The sequence below is a fragment of the Candidatus Spongiisocius sp. genome, from assembly GCF_965221825.1.
Lineage (GTDB): Bacteria > Actinomycetota > Acidimicrobiia > Spongiisociales > Spongiisociaceae > Spongiisocius.
In genome coordinates, this window is the sequence record NZ_OZ244917.1 from 2,522,293 (window position 1) to 2,541,342 (window position 19,050).

At 67.2% G+C, this 19,050-nt stretch carries 21 protein-coding genes; 17 read left to right on the forward strand and 4 right to left on the reverse strand.

Annotated elements, in window-relative coordinates:
- Nucleotides 1–22: 22 nt before the first annotated feature.
- On the reverse strand, nt 23–1,204 hold the full coding sequence (locus ACOQPD_RS11805; RefSeq protein WP_420612152.1) for an amidohydrolase family protein: 1,182 nt from the start codon (nt 1,202–1,204) through the stop codon (nt 23–25).
- A gap of 394 nt (nt 1,205–1,598) precedes the next feature.
- Between ACOQPD_RS11805 and ACOQPD_RS11810 the strand changes: the two genes are divergently transcribed.
- From ACOQPD_RS11810 to ACOQPD_RS11825, 4 genes are all read left to right on the forward strand, one after another.
- Entirely contained in the window at nt 1,599–1,787 is a 189-nt protein-coding gene (locus ACOQPD_RS11810) for a hypothetical protein (protein ID WP_420612153.1), read from the forward strand.
- A gap of 88 nt (nt 1,788–1,875) precedes the next feature.
- Complete coding sequence (locus ACOQPD_RS11815; protein ID WP_420612154.1) at nt 1,876–2,946, forward strand: glycosyltransferase family 4 protein; 1,071 nt, start codon at nt 1,876–1,878, stop codon at nt 2,944–2,946.
- Nucleotides 2,947–3,025: 79 nt separating this feature from the next.
- Nucleotides 3,026–3,991: a quinone oxidoreductase family protein gene (locus ACOQPD_RS11820; protein WP_420612155.1), complete on the forward strand. Its 966-nt coding sequence runs from the start codon at nt 3,026–3,028 to the stop codon at nt 3,989–3,991.
- Nucleotides 3,988–5,331 carry a polysaccharide deacetylase family protein gene (locus ACOQPD_RS11825; RefSeq protein ID WP_420612156.1) on the forward strand — a complete coding sequence of 448 codons (1,344 nt, stop codon included), beginning with the start codon at nt 3,988–3,990 and terminating at the stop codon, nt 5,329–5,331. The genes ACOQPD_RS11820 and ACOQPD_RS11825 overlap by 4 nt, the downstream gene beginning before the upstream one ends.
- A 360-nt stretch (nt 5,332–5,691) precedes the next feature.
- Here ACOQPD_RS11825 and ACOQPD_RS11830 read toward each other — a convergent pair whose 3' ends face one another.
- The 3 genes from ACOQPD_RS11830 to ACOQPD_RS11840 all read right to left on the reverse strand — a co-directional run bounded on the left by ACOQPD_RS11830 (nt 5,692) and on the right by ACOQPD_RS11840 (nt 7,845).
- On the reverse strand, nt 5,692–6,813 hold the full coding sequence (locus tag ACOQPD_RS11830) for an alkaline phosphatase family protein (protein WP_420612157.1): 1,122 nt from the start codon (nt 6,811–6,813) through the stop codon (nt 5,692–5,694).
- A 22-nt stretch (nt 6,814–6,835) separates the two neighbouring features.
- Nucleotides 6,836–7,255, reverse strand: a complete 420-nt coding sequence (locus ACOQPD_RS11835; protein WP_420612158.1) for a hypothetical protein — start codon at nt 7,253–7,255, stop codon at nt 6,836–6,838.
- Nucleotides 7,256–7,425: 170 nt separating this feature from the next.
- On the reverse strand, nt 7,426–7,845 hold the full coding sequence (locus ACOQPD_RS11840; RefSeq protein WP_420612159.1) for a hypothetical protein: 420 nt from the start codon (nt 7,843–7,845) through the stop codon (nt 7,426–7,428).
- A gap of 275 nt (nt 7,846–8,120) precedes the next feature.
- Here ACOQPD_RS11840 and ACOQPD_RS11845 point away from each other — a divergent pair, with 275 nt between their 5' ends.
- Genes ACOQPD_RS11845 through ACOQPD_RS11905 form a run of 13 tightly spaced genes read left to right on the forward strand, consistent with a single transcriptional unit; the run spans nt 8,121 to nt 19,050 of the window.
- A complete protein-coding gene (locus tag ACOQPD_RS11845; protein ID WP_420612160.1) occupies nt 8,121–8,486 on the forward strand; it encodes an NADH-quinone oxidoreductase subunit A in 366 nt (121 codons plus the stop codon).
- The gene (locus tag ACOQPD_RS11850) at nt 8,477–8,977 is read left to right on the forward strand and encodes an NADH-quinone oxidoreductase subunit B (RefSeq protein WP_420612161.1); all 501 of its coding nucleotides are present in this window, start codon (nt 8,477–8,479) and stop codon (nt 8,975–8,977) included. Before ACOQPD_RS11845 ends, ACOQPD_RS11850 begins: the two co-directional genes overlap by 10 nt.
- Complete coding sequence (locus ACOQPD_RS11855; RefSeq protein WP_420612162.1) at nt 8,958–9,560, forward strand: NADH-quinone oxidoreductase subunit C; 603 nt, start codon at nt 8,958–8,960, stop codon at nt 9,558–9,560. The genes ACOQPD_RS11850 and ACOQPD_RS11855 overlap by 20 nt, the downstream gene beginning before the upstream one ends.
- On the forward strand, nt 9,560–10,744 hold the full coding sequence (locus tag ACOQPD_RS11860; RefSeq protein ID WP_420612163.1) for an NADH-quinone oxidoreductase subunit D: 1,185 nt from the start codon (nt 9,560–9,562) through the stop codon (nt 10,742–10,744). The genes ACOQPD_RS11855 and ACOQPD_RS11860 overlap by 1 nt, the downstream gene beginning before the upstream one ends.
- Nucleotides 10,741–11,736, forward strand: a complete 996-nt coding sequence (gene nuoH, locus ACOQPD_RS11865) for an NADH-quinone oxidoreductase subunit NuoH (protein ID WP_420612164.1) — start codon at nt 10,741–10,743, stop codon at nt 11,734–11,736. The genes ACOQPD_RS11860 and nuoH overlap by 4 nt, the downstream gene beginning before the upstream one ends.
- Nucleotides 11,737–12,258: a 4Fe-4S binding protein gene (locus ACOQPD_RS11870; RefSeq protein ID WP_420612165.1), complete on the forward strand. Its 522-nt coding sequence runs from the start codon at nt 11,737–11,739 to the stop codon at nt 12,256–12,258.
- A 43-nt stretch (nt 12,259–12,301) separates the two neighbouring features.
- The gene (locus ACOQPD_RS11875; protein ID WP_420612166.1) at nt 12,302–12,868 is read left to right on the forward strand and encodes an NADH-quinone oxidoreductase subunit J; all 567 of its coding nucleotides are present in this window, start codon (nt 12,302–12,304) and stop codon (nt 12,866–12,868) included.
- A gap of 22 nt (nt 12,869–12,890) precedes the next feature.
- A complete protein-coding gene (gene nuoK, locus ACOQPD_RS11880; protein WP_420612167.1) occupies nt 12,891–13,196 on the forward strand; it encodes an NADH-quinone oxidoreductase subunit NuoK in 306 nt (101 codons plus the stop codon).
- A complete protein-coding gene (gene nuoL / locus ACOQPD_RS11885) occupies nt 13,190–15,253 on the forward strand; it encodes an NADH-quinone oxidoreductase subunit L (protein ID WP_420612168.1) in 2,064 nt (687 codons plus the stop codon). Before nuoK ends, nuoL begins: the two co-directional genes overlap by 7 nt.
- Nucleotides 15,254–15,295: 42 nt before the next feature.
- On the forward strand, nt 15,296–16,879 hold the full coding sequence (locus ACOQPD_RS11890) for a complex I subunit 4 family protein (RefSeq protein ID WP_420612169.1): 1,584 nt from the start codon (nt 15,296–15,298) through the stop codon (nt 16,877–16,879).
- Nucleotides 16,880–16,882: 3 nt separating this feature from the next.
- Nucleotides 16,883–18,382, forward strand: coding sequence for an NADH-quinone oxidoreductase subunit N (locus tag ACOQPD_RS11895; protein ID WP_420612170.1), 1,500 nt, complete (start codon nt 16,883–16,885; stop codon nt 18,380–18,382).
- A gap of 46 nt (nt 18,383–18,428) precedes the next feature.
- Nucleotides 18,429–18,653 (forward strand): CopG family transcriptional regulator, encoded by a 225-nt coding sequence (locus tag ACOQPD_RS11900; protein ID WP_420612171.1) that lies wholly within the window; start codon nt 18,429–18,431, stop codon nt 18,651–18,653.
- On the forward strand, nt 18,601–19,050 hold the full coding sequence (locus tag ACOQPD_RS11905; RefSeq protein ID WP_420612172.1) for a type II toxin-antitoxin system VapC family toxin: 450 nt from the start codon (nt 18,601–18,603) through the stop codon (nt 19,048–19,050). Before ACOQPD_RS11900 ends, ACOQPD_RS11905 begins: the two co-directional genes overlap by 53 nt.

Consider the following 19,050-nt stretch of genomic DNA (forward strand, 5'->3'; position numbering starts at 1 on the left):
CTTCGGAGAGGGGTCGTTGCGGTCAGGCGGCCGGCCGGTCGTCCCGCACCACGCGGCCGGACTGCATGACGAAGGAGATCTCTCGCATCGCCGCTACGTCGGAAAGCGGGTTCTCTTCGACGGCGACCAGGTCGGCGACCTTGCCCTCGTCGATGGTACCGATCTCGGACTCCATTCCCAAGAGCCGGGCGGCATTGGAGGTGGCGCCGGCGAGAGCAAGTTGCGGGCGCAGCCCGGCGCCCTCCATGAGCCCCATCTCGTACACGGCCACGCTGGTGCCGTCGATGGGGTCACCGGGCGGGTAATCGGTCCCGTTGACCATCGTCACCCCGGCGGCCACGGCGCGGCGGATGCTGGCCAGGTGGGTGGGATGCACCTCGAGGGAGGTCTCGATCTGGAAGTCCTCGAACCCCTTCCATTGCATCCATTCCTGCGAGCTGGTCACGCACAGGGTGGGGGTGAGGAACACATTCTCCGCCGCCATCCGGCCGGCCGTCTCCTCATCGAGGTCGTAGGCGTGCTCGAAGGAGCGGATGCCGGCGTCCAGCGCCCAGTTGATGGCCAGCGACGAGGCGGCGTGGGCCACCACGTAGGTGTCACGGGCGGAGGCGGCGTCGACGGTGGCCCGCATCTCGGCCTGATTCATCTGCGGCTTGTCGAAGGTCTCCCCCAGGTTGGCGATCCCTCCGGTGATGAACACCTTGATGTGGGCGCAGCCGGCGTCGAGTTCGGCGAGGGCCGCCTCCCGGAAGGCCTCAGGCCCGTCGGCGATCACGCTGCCCTGGCCTACGCCGTGCCCTCCGGGAACGGAGATCGCCCGCCCGGCCCCCACGATCCGTGGCACGTCGGCCCATCCCGCCCGCGCGGCCTCGGCCAGCAGCAGGTCGGCCCGGTTCAGCTCATGGACGCAGCGGATGGTGGTGATCCCCGCCCGGAGCGCATCCTGTGCCCGCCCGTAGGCCCGCAGCACGGTGAGCCCGGGGTTCTCGTCCTCGTCGGTGTCGGAGAACGGGTAGACGACCGATAGGTGGGTGTGGACAGAGATCAGACCCGGGACGAGGTAACGGCCACCGAGGCTGATCCGCTCGCCGGTGCCCGGTTGCTTGCTGATGGCGCCGATCTTCCCGTCCGAGATCTGGACGCTCACCCCGTCCTGTATCTCGCCGGTGACGACATCCACCACCCGTGCATCGGTCAGCCACATCGTCGGCCTCCTTGTTCAACTCCTCCGGCAACGTTTCCGGGGCATCACATTAGGACGGGGCGGTACACAGGAGTCCGCTCCGGAGCCGCCGCTGGCTGATCAAAGCTATGAGGGTTGGTAGCTGGAGTGTGGAAAGGTAGTGCTCGATCCCGCCGGCATCGCTGTGGTCCTCGCCGGGCTCGTAGGCCCTGAAGTCCGCAGCGCGTCGTCGGGATAGGTCGCGGTCGGCGTCACATCTGGTCAGATGAACCACCTGATTGTGCGGTTCTGCCGGCTCGCTGGCTGCACGTTCCTCCGGGATAGCTCGCGGTCAATGTAACACCCGGTGAGATGAACCACCTTACTTTGTCATACGTTAAAGCTACACTGGGACGTGCTTGAGGAGGAGCACGGCGTGGCCATCACCGTCACTCGGGAAGAGATCATCGGCATGCTGGAGGGGGCGGCCAATGACGTCGGGCTCGGTCTGCGCGGGTTCTACGAGCTTGGGAAGGAAGATCGCCTCGACGAGCCGCTACTGCGGGACCTGTGGCTGATCTGGGGCGACGTTCTCACCGAGGACGACCTCCCCCACAGAGCTTGAGCGGACCGCCGAGCGAGGCCCGATGAGTTCCGCCGGCCCCTCATCGACCTGATCCATGTGGTGTGTCGGCGGGGTAGCGTCGGGTTTGATGCGGGTGTTGCTCATCACCAACGACTATCCGCCCCGGCCGGGGGGGATCCAGCAGTACCTATCCAACCTGGTAGGTCACTCTTCGGCCCGGATCCGGGTGCTGGCCCCGGCCCACCCGGATGCTCCGAATGAGCCCCATGTGGTCCGGTCCGGATGGGGTTTCATGTGGCCCACCCGCCGGGTGCGAGACTGGATCGCCGGGCAGGTCGAGGAGTCCGAGCCCGATGTGCTGCTGTTCGGTGCGCCCCATCCGCTCGCCCAACTCGGCCCTCGCCTGAGCCGGACGTTCGGGCTTCCCTACGTGGTGATGGCGCACGGTGCGGAGGTGACCCTGCCGGGAGCCGTCCCCGGCCTTCGCCATCTGCTGGGCCGGACCTTTCGCCGGGCCGCCAGGGTGCTGACGGTGTCCCGGTACACGGCGCGCCGCGTGGAGCGGATGGGCGCCACCCGGACCACGGTGCTGGGAGCCGGGGTGGACCTGGACACCTTCCGTCCGCGGGCTTCCGCGCCGGCCCGTGACCGGCCGGTGATCGGGTGCATATCGCGGCTGGTGCCGCGCAAGGGACATCTGCGGGTGCTGGTGGCCGCCGAGCGGCTCAGCGCCGCCGGCACCCCCGTGTCAGTGCTCCTGGTCGGGCAGGGCCGGCTGGAAGGCCGGATCCGCAACCGCGCCGCCCGGGCCTCGGTTCCCGTCGAGGTCGTAACCGATGCCACCTGGGAGGAGCTTCCCGATCTCTACCGGTCGTGCGACGTGTTCGTGATGCCGGCCCGATCCCGGTGGCTCGGCCTGGAGATCGAAGGGCTGGGCATCGTCTACCTGGAGGCTTCTGCAACCGGGCTCCCGGTGGTCGCCGGCACGTCGGGCGGTGCTCCCGAGACGGTGGTGCCGGGGGTGACAGGCTACGTGGCCGCCACGATCGGCCGGATCGTGGAGGCTGTCGGACTGGCTCTCCAGCAGCGCCCGGAGATGGGCGCGGCGGCCCGCGCCCACGCGGAGCGGCACTTCTCGTGGGAAGCGGTGGCCGGGCGTCTTGATTCCGCCCTTCGCGAGGTCGTGGACGGCCTCTGATCACCGGCGCATTCCGCGGCCGGGATCGAGTCGCTGACTACCGTTCATACGGAACCGGAGACAAGGGAGGGAAGTATCGATGCGGGCCATCGTGATATCCGAGTTGGGTGGTCCCGAGGTACTGGCGCCGGCAGAGATCGAGGACCCCGCCCCAGGTCCGGACGATGCCGTCGTCGAGGTCACCGCGGCCGGGTTGAACTTCATAGACACCTACCACCGCAGCGGTCTCTACCCCGTCGAGCTTCCCTTCACACCCGGGCTCGAAGCCGCCGGAACGGTCATCTCGGTCGGCCGGAACGTCACCGAGGTGGCGGTGGGAGACCGGGTGGCGTGGGGAACCGTCGCGGGAGCGTACGCCGAGCGAGCCAGGGTGCCGGCCGATCAGCTGGTTCCGGTCCCCGACGGCGTGTCGGCGGACCAGGCCGCCGCGCTGATGATCCAAGGTCTCACCGCCCATTACCTGGCGGTCGACACCTACCCCCTGGAGCCTGGGTCGGCCTGCCTGATCCATGCCGGAGCCGGAGGGGTCGGCCTGCTGCTCACCCAGATCGCCAAGCGGCTGGGCGCCACGGTCTACACGACGGTGGGAACCGAGGCCAAGGCCGAGCTGTCCAGGGCGGCGGGCGCCGACCATGTGATCGTTTACACCCGGGAGGACTTCGCGAAACGGGTGGAGGAGATCGGGGGTCCCAGGCCGCTTGACGTTGTCTACGACGGAGTCGGGAAGGCGACCGTCCCCGCCGGGCTGGGCCTGCTCCGTCCGTTCGGGCTGATGGTGGCGTTCGGCAACGCCTCCGGAGCGGTGGATCCCATCGACCCGCTGGATCTCACCGCCAACGGCTCGATCTTCTTCACCAGGCCGACCCTGTTCCACCATGTCGCCACCCGCCGGGCCCTGCTGTCCCGGAGCGAGGAGCTGTTCGCCTGGGTGGCCGGCGGGATGGACGTGCGGATCGGGGCGCGGTACCCGCTCGAGTCGGCCGCCGACGCCCACCGGGCGCTCGAAGGGCGAGCCACCACCGGCAAGGTGCTCATCGAGCCATGAGGCGCGGCGGGGGGTGGGCGCGACGGGTAGCCACCGGCCTGGTGCTGGCCGGGCTGGTTGGCGGCTGCTCGACCGGCGCCCCGCCCGCGGCGGTGCCGGACACTCCATCCACCTCCGAACCGGCCGTTCCGTCCACCCGGCCCGCGGACCCGGAACCCGCGGCGGCGTCCTCCCCACCGACGACAGCGACGGCAGCCGTCACCGAGCCGGCTGAGGTGGAGGCGGAGCCGCCCGCTCCCGAGCCGGTCGTCGAGGAGCCGGAGGAGGCCGTCGAACCTGAGGCCGCCCAGCCGGAGGGGGAGCCCGTCACGGCCGACCCGGCGGTGCCGGTGGAACCCGATGCCGAACCCGAGGTGGAGATGGTGCCCGAGGAGACCGAGCCGGTCGTAGAGGAATCGCCCGCAACAGCCACCTCGGACACCCCCGAGCCGGAGGACCCTGTAGCCACACCGGTGCCGACCGGCCGGATCATCGAGTTCCCTCACGGTGAGAACCTGATCACCATCCCCGGTACGGTCGGCCCCGGGGACCGCCAGGCATACGTCATCGAGGCGGTGGCCGACATCCGGTACACGTTCACGCTCGGAGCTCCCACCGGCGTGTGGCTGGACGCCGGGCTGGGCGAGGACGTATCCGGCCTACCGGGAGAGCGGCCGAGACGAGCCGCCCTGGTCCTGCCGGCGAACATGACCTGGCTGCTGGAGGTGGTCTCGACCGCCGAGGAGCCGGCCGACTTCGAGATCACCGCCACGGTGCGCTCCCTCGACCGCGGGCCGGTACCCCCTGGTCCGGTGGTCTACCTGACCTTCGACGACGGTCCCCATCCGGTGCATACCACCGAGGTGCTCGACGTGCTGCGGCGCTACGGCGTGCGCGCCACCTTCTTCGTGGTCGGGGCGATGGTCCAACGCTTCCCCCACCTCCTGAACCGGGTGCTACTCGAGGGTCACACGGTGGCCAACCACACCTGGAACCACGAGAACCTGGCGAAGCTGTCCGGCGAGGCCATAGACCGGACCCTCGAACGGACCCAGGACATCCTCGGCGCCAACGCCACCGCCTGCATGCGCCCGCCCTACGGGGCGCTTGACGATCTCGTACGGCAACGGTCCGAGGAGCGCGGCCTGGATGTCATCATGTGGAGCGCCAGCGCCAACGACTGGCTCGACCTGACTGCGGAGATGATCGCCGAGCGGATAGTGGCGGGCTCGGTCGATGGCGGCATCATCCTGATGCACGACGGAGGCGGTGACCGTTCCCGCACCGTGCAGGGCCTGGACATCGCCCTCCAGCAACTGTCGGGTCAGGGCATCCGCTTCGAGCCCATCTGCGCCCGGTAGCGTCATCGCCCGGCGGCCTCCGCTTGGACTCGATCTCCCCAAGCGGGTTCGGCCGCATGACCGACGTCCAACCGGCCATGACGTCCGGCCCGGCCATCGCCCGACGGTACGGGGGGTTGAAACTGTCACACCCTCGTCGTAAGTTGTTGGATACCGTAATTACCAAGCGGCCGGACCCGACGTCGACCGGGCCGCGAGAGGGATCAATCGTGCGAGGCCGCCCGTCGAGGGCATAGCGGGCCGCGTCTCGGACCAAGGTGGTGGCGGAGGGGGAGGGCCCGCAGGGTGGGGTCCGGGGTGGCGATTTTCGCGTTCTGATGTCGAGGAGCGACGGTCGGGTAGGACGTTGGCGCCTGGCCCCTAAGTCGCGCCGGCCACCAGCAGGGGGATCTCGACCTCGCGGGGGTCCAGGCCGCCGTGGTATCCCACCATGCGCCTGTCCATGTGGCCCGGAAGCAGCACTCGGCCCGCGCCGGCCAGGAAGGCGCCGTCCGGCCTGACCTGCCGGGCCGCATCCTTTGCCGGATCGCCCGGCGGTCCCCACCAGGACTCGATCTCCCTTAGGGGGTACCAGGTGGCGGGGATCTCGGCGCCCAGGGCGGCGATCCGCTCGGCCGGGCCCCGGACGTAGAGGGAGCGGGGATCGCCGTAAAGCGTCAGATCAGGATGATGCCTCCTCCGGATGCGGCGCTTGCCGGCCTTCCGGATGGAGACCAGCCCGTGATCCGCCGTGCCCACCATCCCGATATGCGGGGGAAGCAGGGCGGAGAGGAGTTCCCAGGCATCGGCGATCCGGCCGAGAGCATTTGCGTAGGACTCGCTCTCGAACCCCTCCATGTGAGCTGAGATGTCCACGTCCGGGAAGTAGGCGAACACCAGGCGCTCCGGAACCCGGGCCAGGTCCACCAACGCCTGGACGAAGTCGGTCATGCTGTCCACGCCTTCGAAGCGGCAACCCCGGTACAGGACGCGGGTGAGGGGAGTGTCCGAGTAGCCGCGTGGCTGCACGGTGAGGGGCTCGATGCCTGCGGCCGCCAGCCGTTCCCACAGGTTGGGGGCCGGGATGAGCCGCCGGTCGGGGACCACTGAGCTACCGGTGCTGTCCACCCACCGCAGGACGTTGACCGGATGGGAATGGCCGTCCAGCAGCATGAAGTGCCCGATCACGCCGTGCCGGCTCGGCGGGAGCCCGCTCGCCACGGTGGCGAGGCTGACCGTGGTGGTGGTCGGGAAGGGAGCGTCCAGCGTGCCCTGCCGGGCCGCTGCCAGGGACGACGCCGCGCGGTGACCGAGTTGGTGGGCGCCGAGACCGTCGATCATCAGCAGCACGTAACTGGCCGCTTCGGGGATCCGGTCGGACAGGTGGGGATGGAGACGGGCCGAGGGCGCCGACCCGGTCAGCCGCCATTCCAGTTCGGCGACAAGATTGGGCAGGGAGGCTCCCGAGTAGTCCGGGATCCGAAGTCCGGAGGTCTCAGGCACGGTTGCAGGGCGGGATCGAGCTTCAGCTCGAGGCGGCGTACCAGAGCCGGTGGCCTTCCACGGCGAACATGACCGGTAGTACGGTGTCGATCAGGTGCCAGATGGTCCAGTTGTCGTTGTGTCCCCACGCAGCCTCGAACCAGTTGGGCAGGAAGGCCAGAGTCAGCAGGATCGTGCCGTAGAACATCACCCTGGCCGAGAGCCACGGGCGCATGTTCGTCGAGTCCTCTCCTTCGTGGCGCCGCTTTCTCCGCGTCGTGGTCACCAGCATCAACGCCAAGCCGATCGCCATGAACCAGTCGAGCACCTGCCACACGCCCAGTGCGCCGCTGCTTCTCTCACCTCCGGAGTCGTACCCGTACAGTGGGAAGGCCACGAACTGGATCCCCACTACAAGGGCCACCAATCCCAGATAGGCGCCGATCAATCGGTTCACCACCATCGCAGACCCTTCTCCTCGCAGCCACAGGCCGACCGTCCCGGCGGGCCGGCTAAGCCATGTGGCAACGATACCCGTCCGGCCAGGCGGCCCCAGGTGTTGGAAGCACGCCCCGGTTGCCTGCACAAGGCGATGGTGTCCGTCCCGTCGAACTAGGAAGTCGGCCGCCGACCCTAACCGGAGGTGGCGCGCCTGAGGCGTATGGCCTCCAGGGCGAAGAGGATCGGCAGGGCGGTGTTGATGGCATACCAGACCAGCCCGACCTCTCCCTGCTCGAAGATCGCCGCGACCCAGTTGGGCGCGAACGCCACCGTCACCAGAACCGCGAGGTAGAACTTCGCATTCGCCCCGATCCACGGGCGGAGGTCGGTCGCTGTCTCGGCATCGAGCCGACGCTTCTCGCGGTACGTGGTGAACAGCATGGCAGCCAATCCCAAGGCCATGAACCAGTTGAGTACATGCCACACCGTGTTGGCGCCGCCGGCGGCCGTGCCGTCGGACTCGTATCCGTACACCGGAAACATCACGGACTGAGCCACGGTCACCAGGGCGACCAGCGCCAGGTAGATGCTGATGGCTCGCTCGGTTCTCACTTTCTGATCTCCTTTCACCGGCCCGGAGGGAGGAAGAGAACGGGCTTGCCGACCGCCTCTCGCCGTCTCCTGGAACCTTAGGTTCGCCTGCGGCGCGGCAGGTCGTCTCCGGGCAGGCCGGCGAGCGGGTGGAATTCAATCGAGGGAGCCATGGGCGTATACTCGGACGGCCTTCGAGTGGGTGACGGCCTGACCTCGCTCCACTCGGAGCATTGGGGCGATACAGCATCCCCACTGGCCGGAGTAGGGCGACCAAGGCGACGGGTGGAACGACCGTGAGCGAATACTTCCAGGACTACGTCGCGGTGGCCGCTTTCGCCGCATTCGGAGTTCTGCTGGTGGCTCTCACGCTGGGGATCACGTACCTGGTGCGGCCCTCCAACCCCACCCGGGAGAAGGTCGCCACCTACGAGTGCGGCGTCGACGCGGTCGGGGAGGGCTGGAACCAGACCTTCGTCCGCTACTACATCTTCGGCCTGCTGTTCGTGCTCTTCGACGTCGAGGCGGTCTTCATCTTTCCGTGGGCGATCATGTCGGAGGAACTCGGCATGCCGGGGGTGATCGCCATCACCGTCTTCATCCTGACCCTCCTCGAGGGGCTCCTTTACGCGGTGCGCAAAGGGGTGCTCCGGTGGGAGTAGTCGCCGAGCGCTTCGGGGGCCTGAAGCCGGTTTCGTGGTTGCTCAACTGGTCCCGCCGCTATTCCCTCTGGCTCTTCCAGTTCGGCCTGGCCTGCTGCGCCATCGAACTGATGGCCGCCTCCGGACCCCGCTACGACTTCATGCGCTTCGGGATCATCCCTTTGCCGGCCTCGCCGCGGCAGGCCGACCTGATGGTGGTGGCCGGAACCGTCACCGACAAGATGGCCCCGGCCATCAAGCGCCTCTACGAGCAGATGCCTGAGCCCAAGTACGTGATATCGATGGGTTCGTGCTCCAACTGCGGCGGTCCCTACTGGGATTCCTACTCGGTCACCAAGGGGGTCGATCAGATCATTCCGGTGGACGTATACGTGCCCGGATGCCCGCCCCGGCCGGAGGCTCTGATGGACGGGATCGTCCTACTGCAGGAAAAGATCAAGAACGAGGACGTGCGCGACAAGTGGAAGCAACGTGACCGCCAACCCGTCTGAGAACGGCTCCGCCGAGGCCGGCTCCGCGCTCGAGGAGTTCGCCGATCGGGTGGCCGGAGCCGTGGGTGGCCGGGCCGAGGTGGCCCACGGAACCGCCAAGGTGCGGGTGACGCCCTCGGCCTGGAAGGACGCCCTGACCGTTACCTCGGGTGAACTGGGCCTGGTATTCCTGTCCTGGCTGTCCGCCATCGATTGGACGAACGACGTGGCGGTGGGGAACGAGCCGGACGAGCCGGTGGAGGAGCGCTACGAGCTGCTGTGCGCGGTCTCCGACCTGTCGGACGGCAACCTGGTCATGATCTCGACCGACCTCGACCACGACTCCCCGTCCATCGAGAGCGTGGCCGATGTCTATCCGGGGGCCAACTGGCACGAGCGGGAGGCCGCCGAGATGTTCGGCATCGACTTCGTGGGCCATCCGGACCTCACCAAGCTCTACCTGCCCGACTCGTTCGAGGGCTACCCGCTCCGCAAGGACTTCCCGTTGTTGAGCCGGGAGGTGAAGCCCTGGCCGGGCAAGGTCGATGTCGAGGACATGCCCGAGAACGGGGCCGGCCCGTCCACCGAGAACCCGAATCGCTGATGGAACGCACGCTCGCTCATCACCTGTCCGAGGCATCCGTCTCCGTCGAGCTGGAGACCGAGGGCATGACCCTCAACATCGGTCCCCAGCACCCCTCGACCCACGGCGTCCTGCGCCTGGTGGCGACGGTCGACGGCGAGCGGGCCACCAACGTCCGCCCGGTGATCGGGTACATGCACCGGGGCTACGAGAAGCTGTCGGAGGTTCGCACCTACCCCCAGATAATCACCATCATCAACCGGATCGACTGGGTGTCGGGGTTCGCCAACGAGGTCCCGTTCGTGGTTGCCGCCGAGCGCCTGATGGGCGTGGAGGCCCCGCCCCGGGCGCAGTGGATCAGGCTGGTGCTGACCGAGATGGCGCGGATCTCGTCCCACCTGGTGTTCATGGCCTCCTACCCGCTGGAGCTGGGCGCCGCCACGCCGCTCTTCTTCGCCCTCCGGGAACGGGAGAGGGTGCTGGACCTGCTGGAGTCGGTCACCGGAGGCCGCTTCCACCCCAACTTCAACCGGCTCGGGGGGGTCAAGCCCGTCTACGCGGCCGGGCCGACCACCAAGAAGGCCGGCATGGACATACCTTCCGGCTTCCTGGCCGAGACCAGGGACGCCATGACGAAGGTGCTCGCCACGTGCGACGAGATCGAGAACCTGGTGGCGGGCAACGAGGTGTTCCTGGCCCGCACCAAGGGCGTTGGGGTGATGCCGGTGGACGTGGCGGCTTCCTACGGGGTCTCGGGGCCCAACCTGCGGGCCTCGGGCGCCGGGTTCGACCTGAGGAAGGTGTCGGACTACCTGCCTTACGACGATTTCGACTTCGACATCCCTGTGGGCCGCAACGGTGACTGCTGGGACCGGTGGTGGGTCCGCCTCCAGGAGATCCGCCAGTCGGCCCGCATCATCACCCAGGCCATAGACGGCCTCCCGTCGAGTCCGCTCCAGGCGAAGGTGCCCCGCATCATCAAGGTCCCGGCCGGCGAGACCTACGTGCGGGCCGAGAACCCTAAGGGCGAGATGGGCTACCACCTGGTGTCCCTCGGCGGTCTCGGGCCCTACCGTCTCAAGATCCGCTCCGCCTCGTTCTCCAACCTGTCGATCCTGCCGTGGATCCTGGAGAACGCCCTGGTCCCCGACTTCATCGCCATCATGGGGTCGCTGGACTTCGTGCTCGGAGATGTCGACCGATGACCTTCGAGCTGACCTTCTGGTGGTTGCTGGCCATCAAGCTGGCGGTGGCGGCGGCGGTCGTTCCCGTCATCGGCATGGTGATCGGCTACGCCGAGATGAAGCTCTCCGCCCACATGCAGAGCCGGGTGGGCCCCTACTTCGCCGGCGGGCGGTTCGGATGGGCCCAGCTGATCGCCGACGGGGTGAAGTTCATCCAGAAGGAGGACATCATCCCCGAAGAGGCGGATCGCCCCGTCTTCAAATGGGCGCCCGCCCTGGTGATGCTGGGGACGATGGCACTGCTGGTGATCGTGCCCATCCACCCTTCATCCCGGTACGGGATCGTGCGCGACCTGGAGGTCGGGATCTTCTATGCCCTGGCCATCTCGTCGGTCAGCACCATCGGCGTGCTCATGGCCGGATGGTCGTCGGCCAACAAGTACTCGATGATCGGAGGGCTCCGGGCCGCCGGCCAGTTGATCGCCTACGAGCTGCCGCTGGTGCTCGCCACGGTCGGGGTGGTGATCCAGGCGGGAACGATGTCGATGCAGGGCATCGTGTCGGCGCAGCTGGCCCAGGGCTGGCCGTTTCTTCTGACCCAGTTCATCGGCTTCGCCATCTTCATGATCGCCACCCTCGCCGAGCTCACCCGCCTCCCGTTCGACATGCCGATCGCCGAATCGGAGCTGGTGATGGGCTACGTTACCGAGTACTCGGGATTCCGCTTCCTGTTCTTCTTCCTGGCCGAGTTCGCCAACATGTTCTCGATGTCGGTGATCGCCGCCACTCTGTTCCTGGGCGGCTACGGCTTCTGGGGCATCAACCCCGAGACCCTGCTGTCGCCGATCATCCTCTTCGCCAAGGTCGGGATCCTGGTCTTCCTGATGATCTGGCTGCGGTGGACCCTTCCCAGACTGAGGGAGGATCAGCTCCAGACACTGGCCTGGAAGTGGTTGATTCCGATCTCGATCGTGAACATCATCGTGACCGCGGTACTGAAGGTGGTGCTATAGATGAAACTCCCACGTTTGCCCTCTCTGACCGAGCTGCCCAGGATCGGCATGCTGTCCGGCATGCGGGTCACATTCACCACAATGCTCCGGACCTGGGCCTTCAACCTGTCCGGAGGCAGGTTCGGCCTGCGGTCCACGGTCAACTATCCCAAGGTCAAGGAGACCCCCGTTCCTCGCGCCCGGGGGGTCATCGCCCTCGAGCAGGATGCCTGCACGGTGTGCATGCTGTGCGCCCGCTCCTGCCCCGACTGGTGTATCTACATCGAGGGTCACAAGGAGGTCAAGCCACCGACCCGGCCCGGCGGGAGACCTCGGGCCCGGGCCACCCTGGACCGCTTCGACATCGACTACGCCCTCTGCATGTACTGCGGCATCTGCGTGGAGGTCTGCCCGTTCGACGCCCTGTTCTGGACTCCGGAGTACGAGTACTCGGAGTACGACATGGGGCCGATGATGCACGACATGGACCGGCTCCAGGACTGGATGGAGACGGTGCCCAAGGGCCTGGGAGCCCAATCGTGACCCAGGCGCCGACCTGCGATCGCCGATCGGGAGGACGGGTCGGGTGACCTTCTCCGAGTGGATCGCCGAGCCCGTCAACTGGGCTTTCCTCGCCATGGCGATCCCCATGGTGATAGCGGCGCTACGGGTGGTGACCAGCCGCAACGTGGTCCACGCCGCCCTGTTCCTCGTCCTGGCCCTGGCCGCCTCCGCCGGGCTGTTCATCCTCCTGTCGGCCGAGTTCGTGGCCTGGGTGCTGGTCCTGGTCTACATCGGGGCGGTGGTGGTGCTCTTCCTGTTCGGAATCATGATCACCAGGGCTCCGATCGGGCGGGAGACCAACCTCAGCCACGACACCAGGTGGCCTGCGGCGGTCGCCGCGCTCGGCGTGTTCGCGGTGACGTTCTGGCTCATCAACGCGGTCACCGAGCAGATGGGCGGATTCGGGGACCCGCTCCCCGCGGTGGGCCGGGCGACCGCCACCGGGATTCTCGGCGAGGGGTTCATCAACCGCTATCTGATCCCCTTCGAGGCGGTCGGCTTCGTCCTGCTGGCCGCGCTGATCGGCGGGATCACGCTGGCGCGCAAGGACCTCACCCCCGCCGAGGAGGAGGAGGGGGCACGAGTATGAGCCCGATCCGACGGAGCCCGGCATGGTCCTGAGCCAGTTCCTGATCCTCGGAGCGCTCCTGTTCTCCATCGGCGTGTACGGCCTGCTGTCGCGCCGTAACGCTGTAACCGTTCTCCTGGCGGTGGAGCTGATGCTGGCGGCGGTGAACATCAACCTCATCGCTTTCGAGGCCTTCTGGAACACGGCCGCCGCCCACGGCCAGATCTTCGCCATCTTCGTCATCACCATCGCCGCCGCCGAGGTCGGGATCGGCCTGGCCATCATCCTCCTGGTGTTCCGCAACCGCGCCTCGGGCAACATCGACCAACTGGATCTGATGCGATGGTGAGCGCAGCGGCCTCGGCACCCTTGATCCTGGCCGCCGGGGACGGCGCGGCCGACCTGTCGTCCGGCGGGTTCTTCGCCGCGACCGCCTGGATCATGCTGGTGCTGCCCTTCGCGGCGTTCCTGGCCATCATCCTGGTGGGCAAGCGCATGAAGGGCCTGGGCGCCGAGCTGGCCATCGGCGCCATGGGCGTCAACCTGGTGTGGGCCAGCGTTCTGTTCGTCCAGAACATGGCCGGAGGCATCTACCGCGAGGTGAACCTGACCATCGCGGAGATCGGCACCCTCGGGATCACCGACCGCAACCTGGCCTTCGAGCTGGGGTTCGTGGTGGACGGCCTCTCCATCATGATGTATTGGGTCGTGGCCTTCGTGGGCTTCCTGGTCTTCGTCTACGCCCACGGGTACATGAAGGGCGACATCCGGGTGCCGTGGTTCTTCGCCTCCCTCTCGCTATTCGCCGGCTCCATGCTGGTGCTGGTGGGCGCGCCCAACCTGATCCAGCTGATCATCGGCTGGGAGGGTGTCGGGCTGGCCAGCTACCTGCTGATCGGTCACTACTGGGAGCAGAAGGAGAACAGCGACGCGGCGGTCAAGGCCTTCATGACCAACAAGGTGGCCGACGTGGGCCTGATCCTCGGGACGATCCTCCTGGCGCCCGCGCTGGGCAGCTTCCGCTTCTCCGAGCTCAGCGTGGCGGCCGATGCCCACAGCGAGCTGCTGGGAGGGGTGGCGGTGGCCGGCGCCCTGCTGCTCTTCTTCGGGGCCATGGGCAAGTCGGCCCAGTTCCCCCTGCATGTGTGGCTGCCTGACGCCATGGCCGGCCCCACCCCGGTCTCGGCGCTCATGCACGCCGCCACCATGGTCACCGCCGGCATCTACCTGATGGCCCGGACCTTCCCCCTCTACCACCAGATGGCGACCGAGGCCCGTCCGTGGATGGTGACGATCGCGGTGATCACCCTGTTCGTGCTGGGCTTCCTGGCGCTGGTCGCCGATGATCTGAAGCGGGTTCTGGCCTATTCCACGGTGTCCCAGCTGGGCTACATGATGGCGGCGGTCGCCGCCGGCGGCTACACGGCCGGGCTGTTCCACCTGTTCACGCATGCTTTCTTCAAGGCCCTGCTGTTCCTGGGGGCGGGCTCGGTGATCCACGCCGTCCACTCCAACAACATGAGCGACATGGGAGGTCTGCGCAAGGAGATGCCGGTCACTTTCTGGACCTTCGTGGTCGGGTCGATCTCGCTGGCCGGGGTGATCCCGCTGGCCGGGTTCTGGTCGAAGGACGAGATCCTCGCCACTCTCGGCCACGAGGGGTACACCGCCTTCATGTGGGTGGCGATCCTGGGAGCGTTCGTCACCGCGTTCTACATGACCCGAGCCGTCGCCCTCACCTTCTTCGGCACCTACAAAGGTGATGGCCATCCCCACGAGTCCCCTCGCGTCATGACCTGGCCGCTGGTGGCCCTGGCGGTCCCCAGCGTCATCGCCGGCCTGCTCAACATCCCCGGAGTCTCATGGGGTCCGATCCGCAACTTCACCGACTGGGTGGGCGCCCGTATCGTCCCCATGGGCGACTACCACCCCAAGGCGATCGAATGGGATCTGGCCGCCTACGGTCTGATCGCGGCGGTGGCCGGCATTGTGCTGGGTTGGAGGCTGTTCTCGCCGGAGGCGGAGACCCAGGCGGCGCGCGACAGGCTGGAGGTCCCGGTGCTCTACCCGCTGCTGCGCCGCAAGTACTACATCGACGACCTCTACATGAAGGGCGTGGTCAACCCGATCAAGGGTCCGCTGGCCCGGGCCGTCGACTGGGTGAACGGCTACGTCATCGACGCGGCCATCAACGGCGCCGGCGCGATGACCGCCTGGCTGGGGGGGCTGGTCTACGGCCGCCTGGACCAGCAGGGCATCGACCTGTTACTCAACGCCGCCGCGGGCGGAACGAGAGGAGCAGGCGGGAAGCTGCGACTTCTACAGAGCGGCAAGGTGCAGCAATACGCAGGAGCCTTCGTGGTGGGCGCCCTCCTGCTGGTGGTGGCATTCGTGCTGGCCACATAGACGGCAACGTACCCGAGAGAAGACAGAGGAAGGACGAGCGACATGGCATGGTTTGAATCCGCGGGGCTCAGCCTCATCGTGTTCCTGCCCGCAGCGGGCGCGCTAGCCCTGTTCGCCCTGCCCAAGGCCCGGGAGGACGCCCAGAAGTGGCTCGCCCTGCTCACCACCGGCCTGACCGCGGCGCTGGCCGTTGCGGTGGCCGCATACTTCAACTACGGGAGCTCGGAGAAGTTCCAGTTCGAAGTCTCCGAGAGCTGGATCCCGGCCATCGGCGCCCGCTACCACATCGGCATCGACGGCATCAGCCTGCCGCTCCTGGTCCTGTCGGCGGTGGTGACCGTGCTGGCGGTCATCTACTCGTGGGATCACTGGGAGGAGCCTCGCAACGTCCGGGGCTTCCTCGCCCTGATACTGCTCCTGGCCACCGGCATGAACGGCACGTTCGTGGCCCTCGACCTGGTGCTCTTCTTCATCTTCTTCGAGCTGGTCCTCCTGCCCATGTACTTCATGATCGGGATCTGGGGGGACAGCGCCAAGCGCCGCATCCCGGTGCTGGGCCGCACGGTGACGATGCGGCTCTACGCGGCCATCAAGTTCTTCCTGTTCACCCTGTTCGGCTCGGCCTTCATGTTGCTGGGCTTCCTCGCCCTCTACTTCCGGTCCGGCGACTTTCTCGGTGACAACACCTTCGACATCCCGACCCTGATAGCGCTCGGGTCGCAGAACGCCTTCGGGAGCGGCACCTTCGCCTTCCTGGTGTTCGGGGCGATGTTCCTGGGCTTCGCGGTGAAGGTGCCCATGTGGCCCTTCCACACCTGGCTACCCGACGCCCACACGGCCGCGCCCACGGTCGGCTCGGTGCTCCTGGCGGCGATCCTGCTGAAGCTCGGATCCTATGCCTTCCTGCGGATCAGCATCCCGATCCTCCCCGACATGGCCCGGGAATGGGCGCCCTTCATCGGGCTCTTGGCGGTGATCGGCATCATCTACGGCTCCCTGGCCTGCCTTGCCCAGACCGATGTGAAGCGCCTGATCGCCTTCTCCTCGGTCGGGCACATGGGCTTCGTCATGCTGGGCATCGCCACCATGACCGATGTGGGCTTCAACGCCTCGCTGATCGGCATGGTCGCCCATGGCCTGATCACCGGCCTCCTCTTCTTCCTGGCCGGCTCGATGCATCACCGCTACCACACCCGTGAGATCGCCCGCCTCGGAGGCAACCAGAAGCTCATGCCCTGGATGGGGGGCATCTTCGCCTTCACCGCCATGGCCTCGCTGGGACTGCCGGGCCTGGCCGGGTTCTGGGGCGAGTTCATGTCGCTCCTGGGCGCCTACCGTCCCCTGGCCGGGCTCAGCCTCAGCCAGTTCCAGACCTACATGGTGATCGGCGCCATCGGAACCGTCCTCACCGCCGGGTACATGCTGTGGATGCTCCAGAGGGTCAACCTGGGCGAGCCCAAGGCCGAGTGGTCCGACCACGAGTTCCACGATGTCGGGACCACCGAGTGGCTGGCCTGGGCGCCGCTGATCGTGGCCATCGTGGCCATCGGCGTCTACCCGCGGATCGTCCTGGGGGCCACTACCGACGCCGTGGTCAACCTGGCCCGGACCGCCTTCGGAGGCTGATGGATGGACCTCGACTACCACGCGCTCGCGCCTGAACTGGTCGTAGCCGCCACAATCCTGGTGGTGCTGGGGCTCGACGTGGCGCTGCCGCGTCCCCGCAAGTACTGGACCGCCTTCGCCGGAGTACTCGGCCTGGCGCTGGCGGCGGTACCGCTCCTGACGCTGGCGTTCGGTGACGGTCCCGAGACCCGCTCGATGCTGGGCGGAGCGTACGTGGTGGACGGGTTCGCCCTGGTCCTCAAGGCGGTGTTCATCGTGGGCGGCTACCTGGTGCTGCTGATGTCGGTGTCCTACATCGAGAGCGACCGCTACTACCAGGGCGAGTACTACCTGCTGATGCTCACCTCGATCCTGGGCTCGCTGGTGATGGCATCATCCCGCGACCTGATCACCCTGTTCGTAGGCCTCGAGCTGGTCACCGGGCCCCTGTTCCTGCTGGCCGGATGGCGCAAGGGCGACGCCAAATCCAATGAGGCTTCGCTGAAGTTCTTCATCCTCGGGGTCCTGTCCACCGCCATACTGCTGTACGGCATGTCCTTCATGTACGGACTGACCGGCTCGGTCACCTTCGAGGGCATCAGGGAGGCCGCGCCCGATCTGCTCGACAGCGGGGCCTTCCGGCTGGCGGTGCTCTTCACCTTGGTGGGCTTCGGCTTCAAGGTGACGGCGGTGCCCTTCCATTTCTGGGCGCCGGACACCTACGAGGGCGCTCCCACGCCCGTCACCGCCTACCTGTCGGTGGGTTCGAAGGCGGCCGGCTTCGTCGGCTTGCTGCTGCTCTGCTACAAGGCCCTTCCCTCGGTGACCGAGATCTGGGGGCCCGCCCTCTGGGTGCTGGCCGCGCTGTCGATGACGCTGGGCAACCTGACCGCTCTGCGCCAGGACAACGTGGTGCGCATGCTGGCCTACTCCTCGATCGCCCAGGGGGGCTTCATCCTGGTCCCGTTCGCGGCCGCGGCGGTGACCAACGATCCTGCGGTGATCCAGGAGGCGGCGTCAGCGACCATCGTCTACGTGATCATCTACGCCTTCATGAACCTGGGGGCCTTCGGAGTGGTGATCGCGGGCGCCCGCCGGACCGGCAGCACCATGATCGACGACTGGGCCGGGATGTGGCGCTACGCCCCGCGCCTGGCGGTGCTTGGCGCCATGTTCTTCTTCTCGCTCGCCGGGATACCGCCCCTGGCCGGCTGGTACGCCAAGTTCGCCATGTTCCTTTCGATCCTGCGCCCCGGCAACGCCTGGACCACCACCCTGGCGGTGATCGCGGCGGTCAACGCGGTGATCGCCCTGGTCTATTACGCCCGGATCGGCAAGACCATGTGGATGGATCACGTCCCAGAGGGCGCCGACCGGTCCGCGGTGGCCACCCGCCCGCTCACCGGTTCGCTGGCCCTGGCCCTGGGCATCTCGGCGCTGTTCGTGGTGTTGGCCGGCATCCTCCCCTTCGAGTTCGCCGGAGTCTTCGCCGACCTGGCCAAGGTGGTTACCACCGGCATCTGATTACATACCACCTTCCAATTCAGAGGGGGTGGTGTATACTGTGCTTATGAAGCGTATACAGCTCTACATGGATGACGATCTCGACGATGCTCTGTCGGCGGAGGCCTTCCGTCTGGGGACTTCGAGATCAGCGCTGGTTCGCCATGCGGTGAGGCTCGCGCTACGGACCGACTCCAGTGGTCCCGGCGACCCGGTCGACGAGTTGATCGGCTGGGTTGATGTCGAGCCGGAAGACGACATCGACTCGGTCATTTACAGCCTTGACGGTTAGATTCGCAGATACATCCTTCTGGATCGGTTTCCAGGTTCCCCGGGACCGGAGACACACCGATGCGGTCCAACTGTGGCAGCAGGGCCGGAGCCCGGTGCGTACCTCGAACCTGGTCATCGGCGAAACATGGACCTGGTTGAGAAGACGGGCCGGTCACGGTGCCGCTGTTCGCTTCGTTGAGGTTGTGCAAGGCTCGAAGCGGGTATCGGTCGCCGTGGTGGATGAGAGTATCGACGAGAGAGCCTGGGGATGGTTGCGCCGCCACGACGAGCGGTCTTATTCCTATGTCGACGCTACGAGCTTCGAGATAATGCGCCGCGAACGGATTAGGGAGGCGCTGGCGTTCGATGGCGACTTCAGTTCAGCGGGTTTCGTGGAGGCCAGGCCGCATCCTTAG

Coding starts and splice junctions, on each gene's coding strand:
- nuoK (WP_420612167.1), top strand. CDS start 12,891: ATGGTCCTGAGCCAGTTCCTGATCCTCGGAGCGCTCCTGTTCTCCATC.
- ACOQPD_RS11815 (WP_420612154.1), top strand. CDS start 1,876: ATGCGGGTGTTGCTCATCACCAACGACTATCCGCCCCGGCCGGGGGGG.
- ACOQPD_RS11805 (WP_420612152.1), bottom strand. CDS start 1,204: ATGTGGCTGACCGATGCACGGGTGGTGGATGTCGTCACCGGCGAGATA.
- ACOQPD_RS11825 (WP_420612156.1), top strand. CDS start 3,988: ATGAGGCGCGGCGGGGGGTGGGCGCGACGGGTAGCCACCGGCCTGGTG.
- ACOQPD_RS11835 (WP_420612158.1), bottom strand. CDS start 7,255: ATGGTGGTGAACCGATTGATCGGCGCCTATCTGGGATTGGTGGCCCTT.
- ACOQPD_RS11890 (WP_420612169.1), top strand. CDS start 15,296: ATGGCATGGTTTGAATCCGCGGGGCTCAGCCTCATCGTGTTCCTGCCC.
- ACOQPD_RS11895 (WP_420612170.1), top strand. CDS start 16,883: ATGGACCTCGACTACCACGCGCTCGCGCCTGAACTGGTCGTAGCCGCC.
- ACOQPD_RS11820 (WP_420612155.1), top strand. CDS start 3,026: ATGCGGGCCATCGTGATATCCGAGTTGGGTGGTCCCGAGGTACTGGCG.
- ACOQPD_RS11860 (WP_420612163.1), top strand. CDS start 9,560: ATGGAACGCACGCTCGCTCATCACCTGTCCGAGGCATCCGTCTCCGTC.
- ACOQPD_RS11905 (WP_420612172.1), top strand. CDS start 18,601: ATGTCGAGCCGGAAGACGACATCGACTCGGTCATTTACAGCCTTGACG.
- nuoL (WP_420612168.1), top strand. CDS start 13,190: ATGGTGAGCGCAGCGGCCTCGGCACCCTTGATCCTGGCCGCCGGGGAC.
- ACOQPD_RS11870 (WP_420612165.1), top strand. CDS start 11,737: ATGAAACTCCCACGTTTGCCCTCTCTGACCGAGCTGCCCAGGATCGGC.
- nuoH (WP_420612164.1), top strand. CDS start 10,741: ATGACCTTCGAGCTGACCTTCTGGTGGTTGCTGGCCATCAAGCTGGCG.
- ACOQPD_RS11900 (WP_420612171.1), top strand. CDS start 18,429: ATGAAGCGTATACAGCTCTACATGGATGACGATCTCGACGATGCTCTG.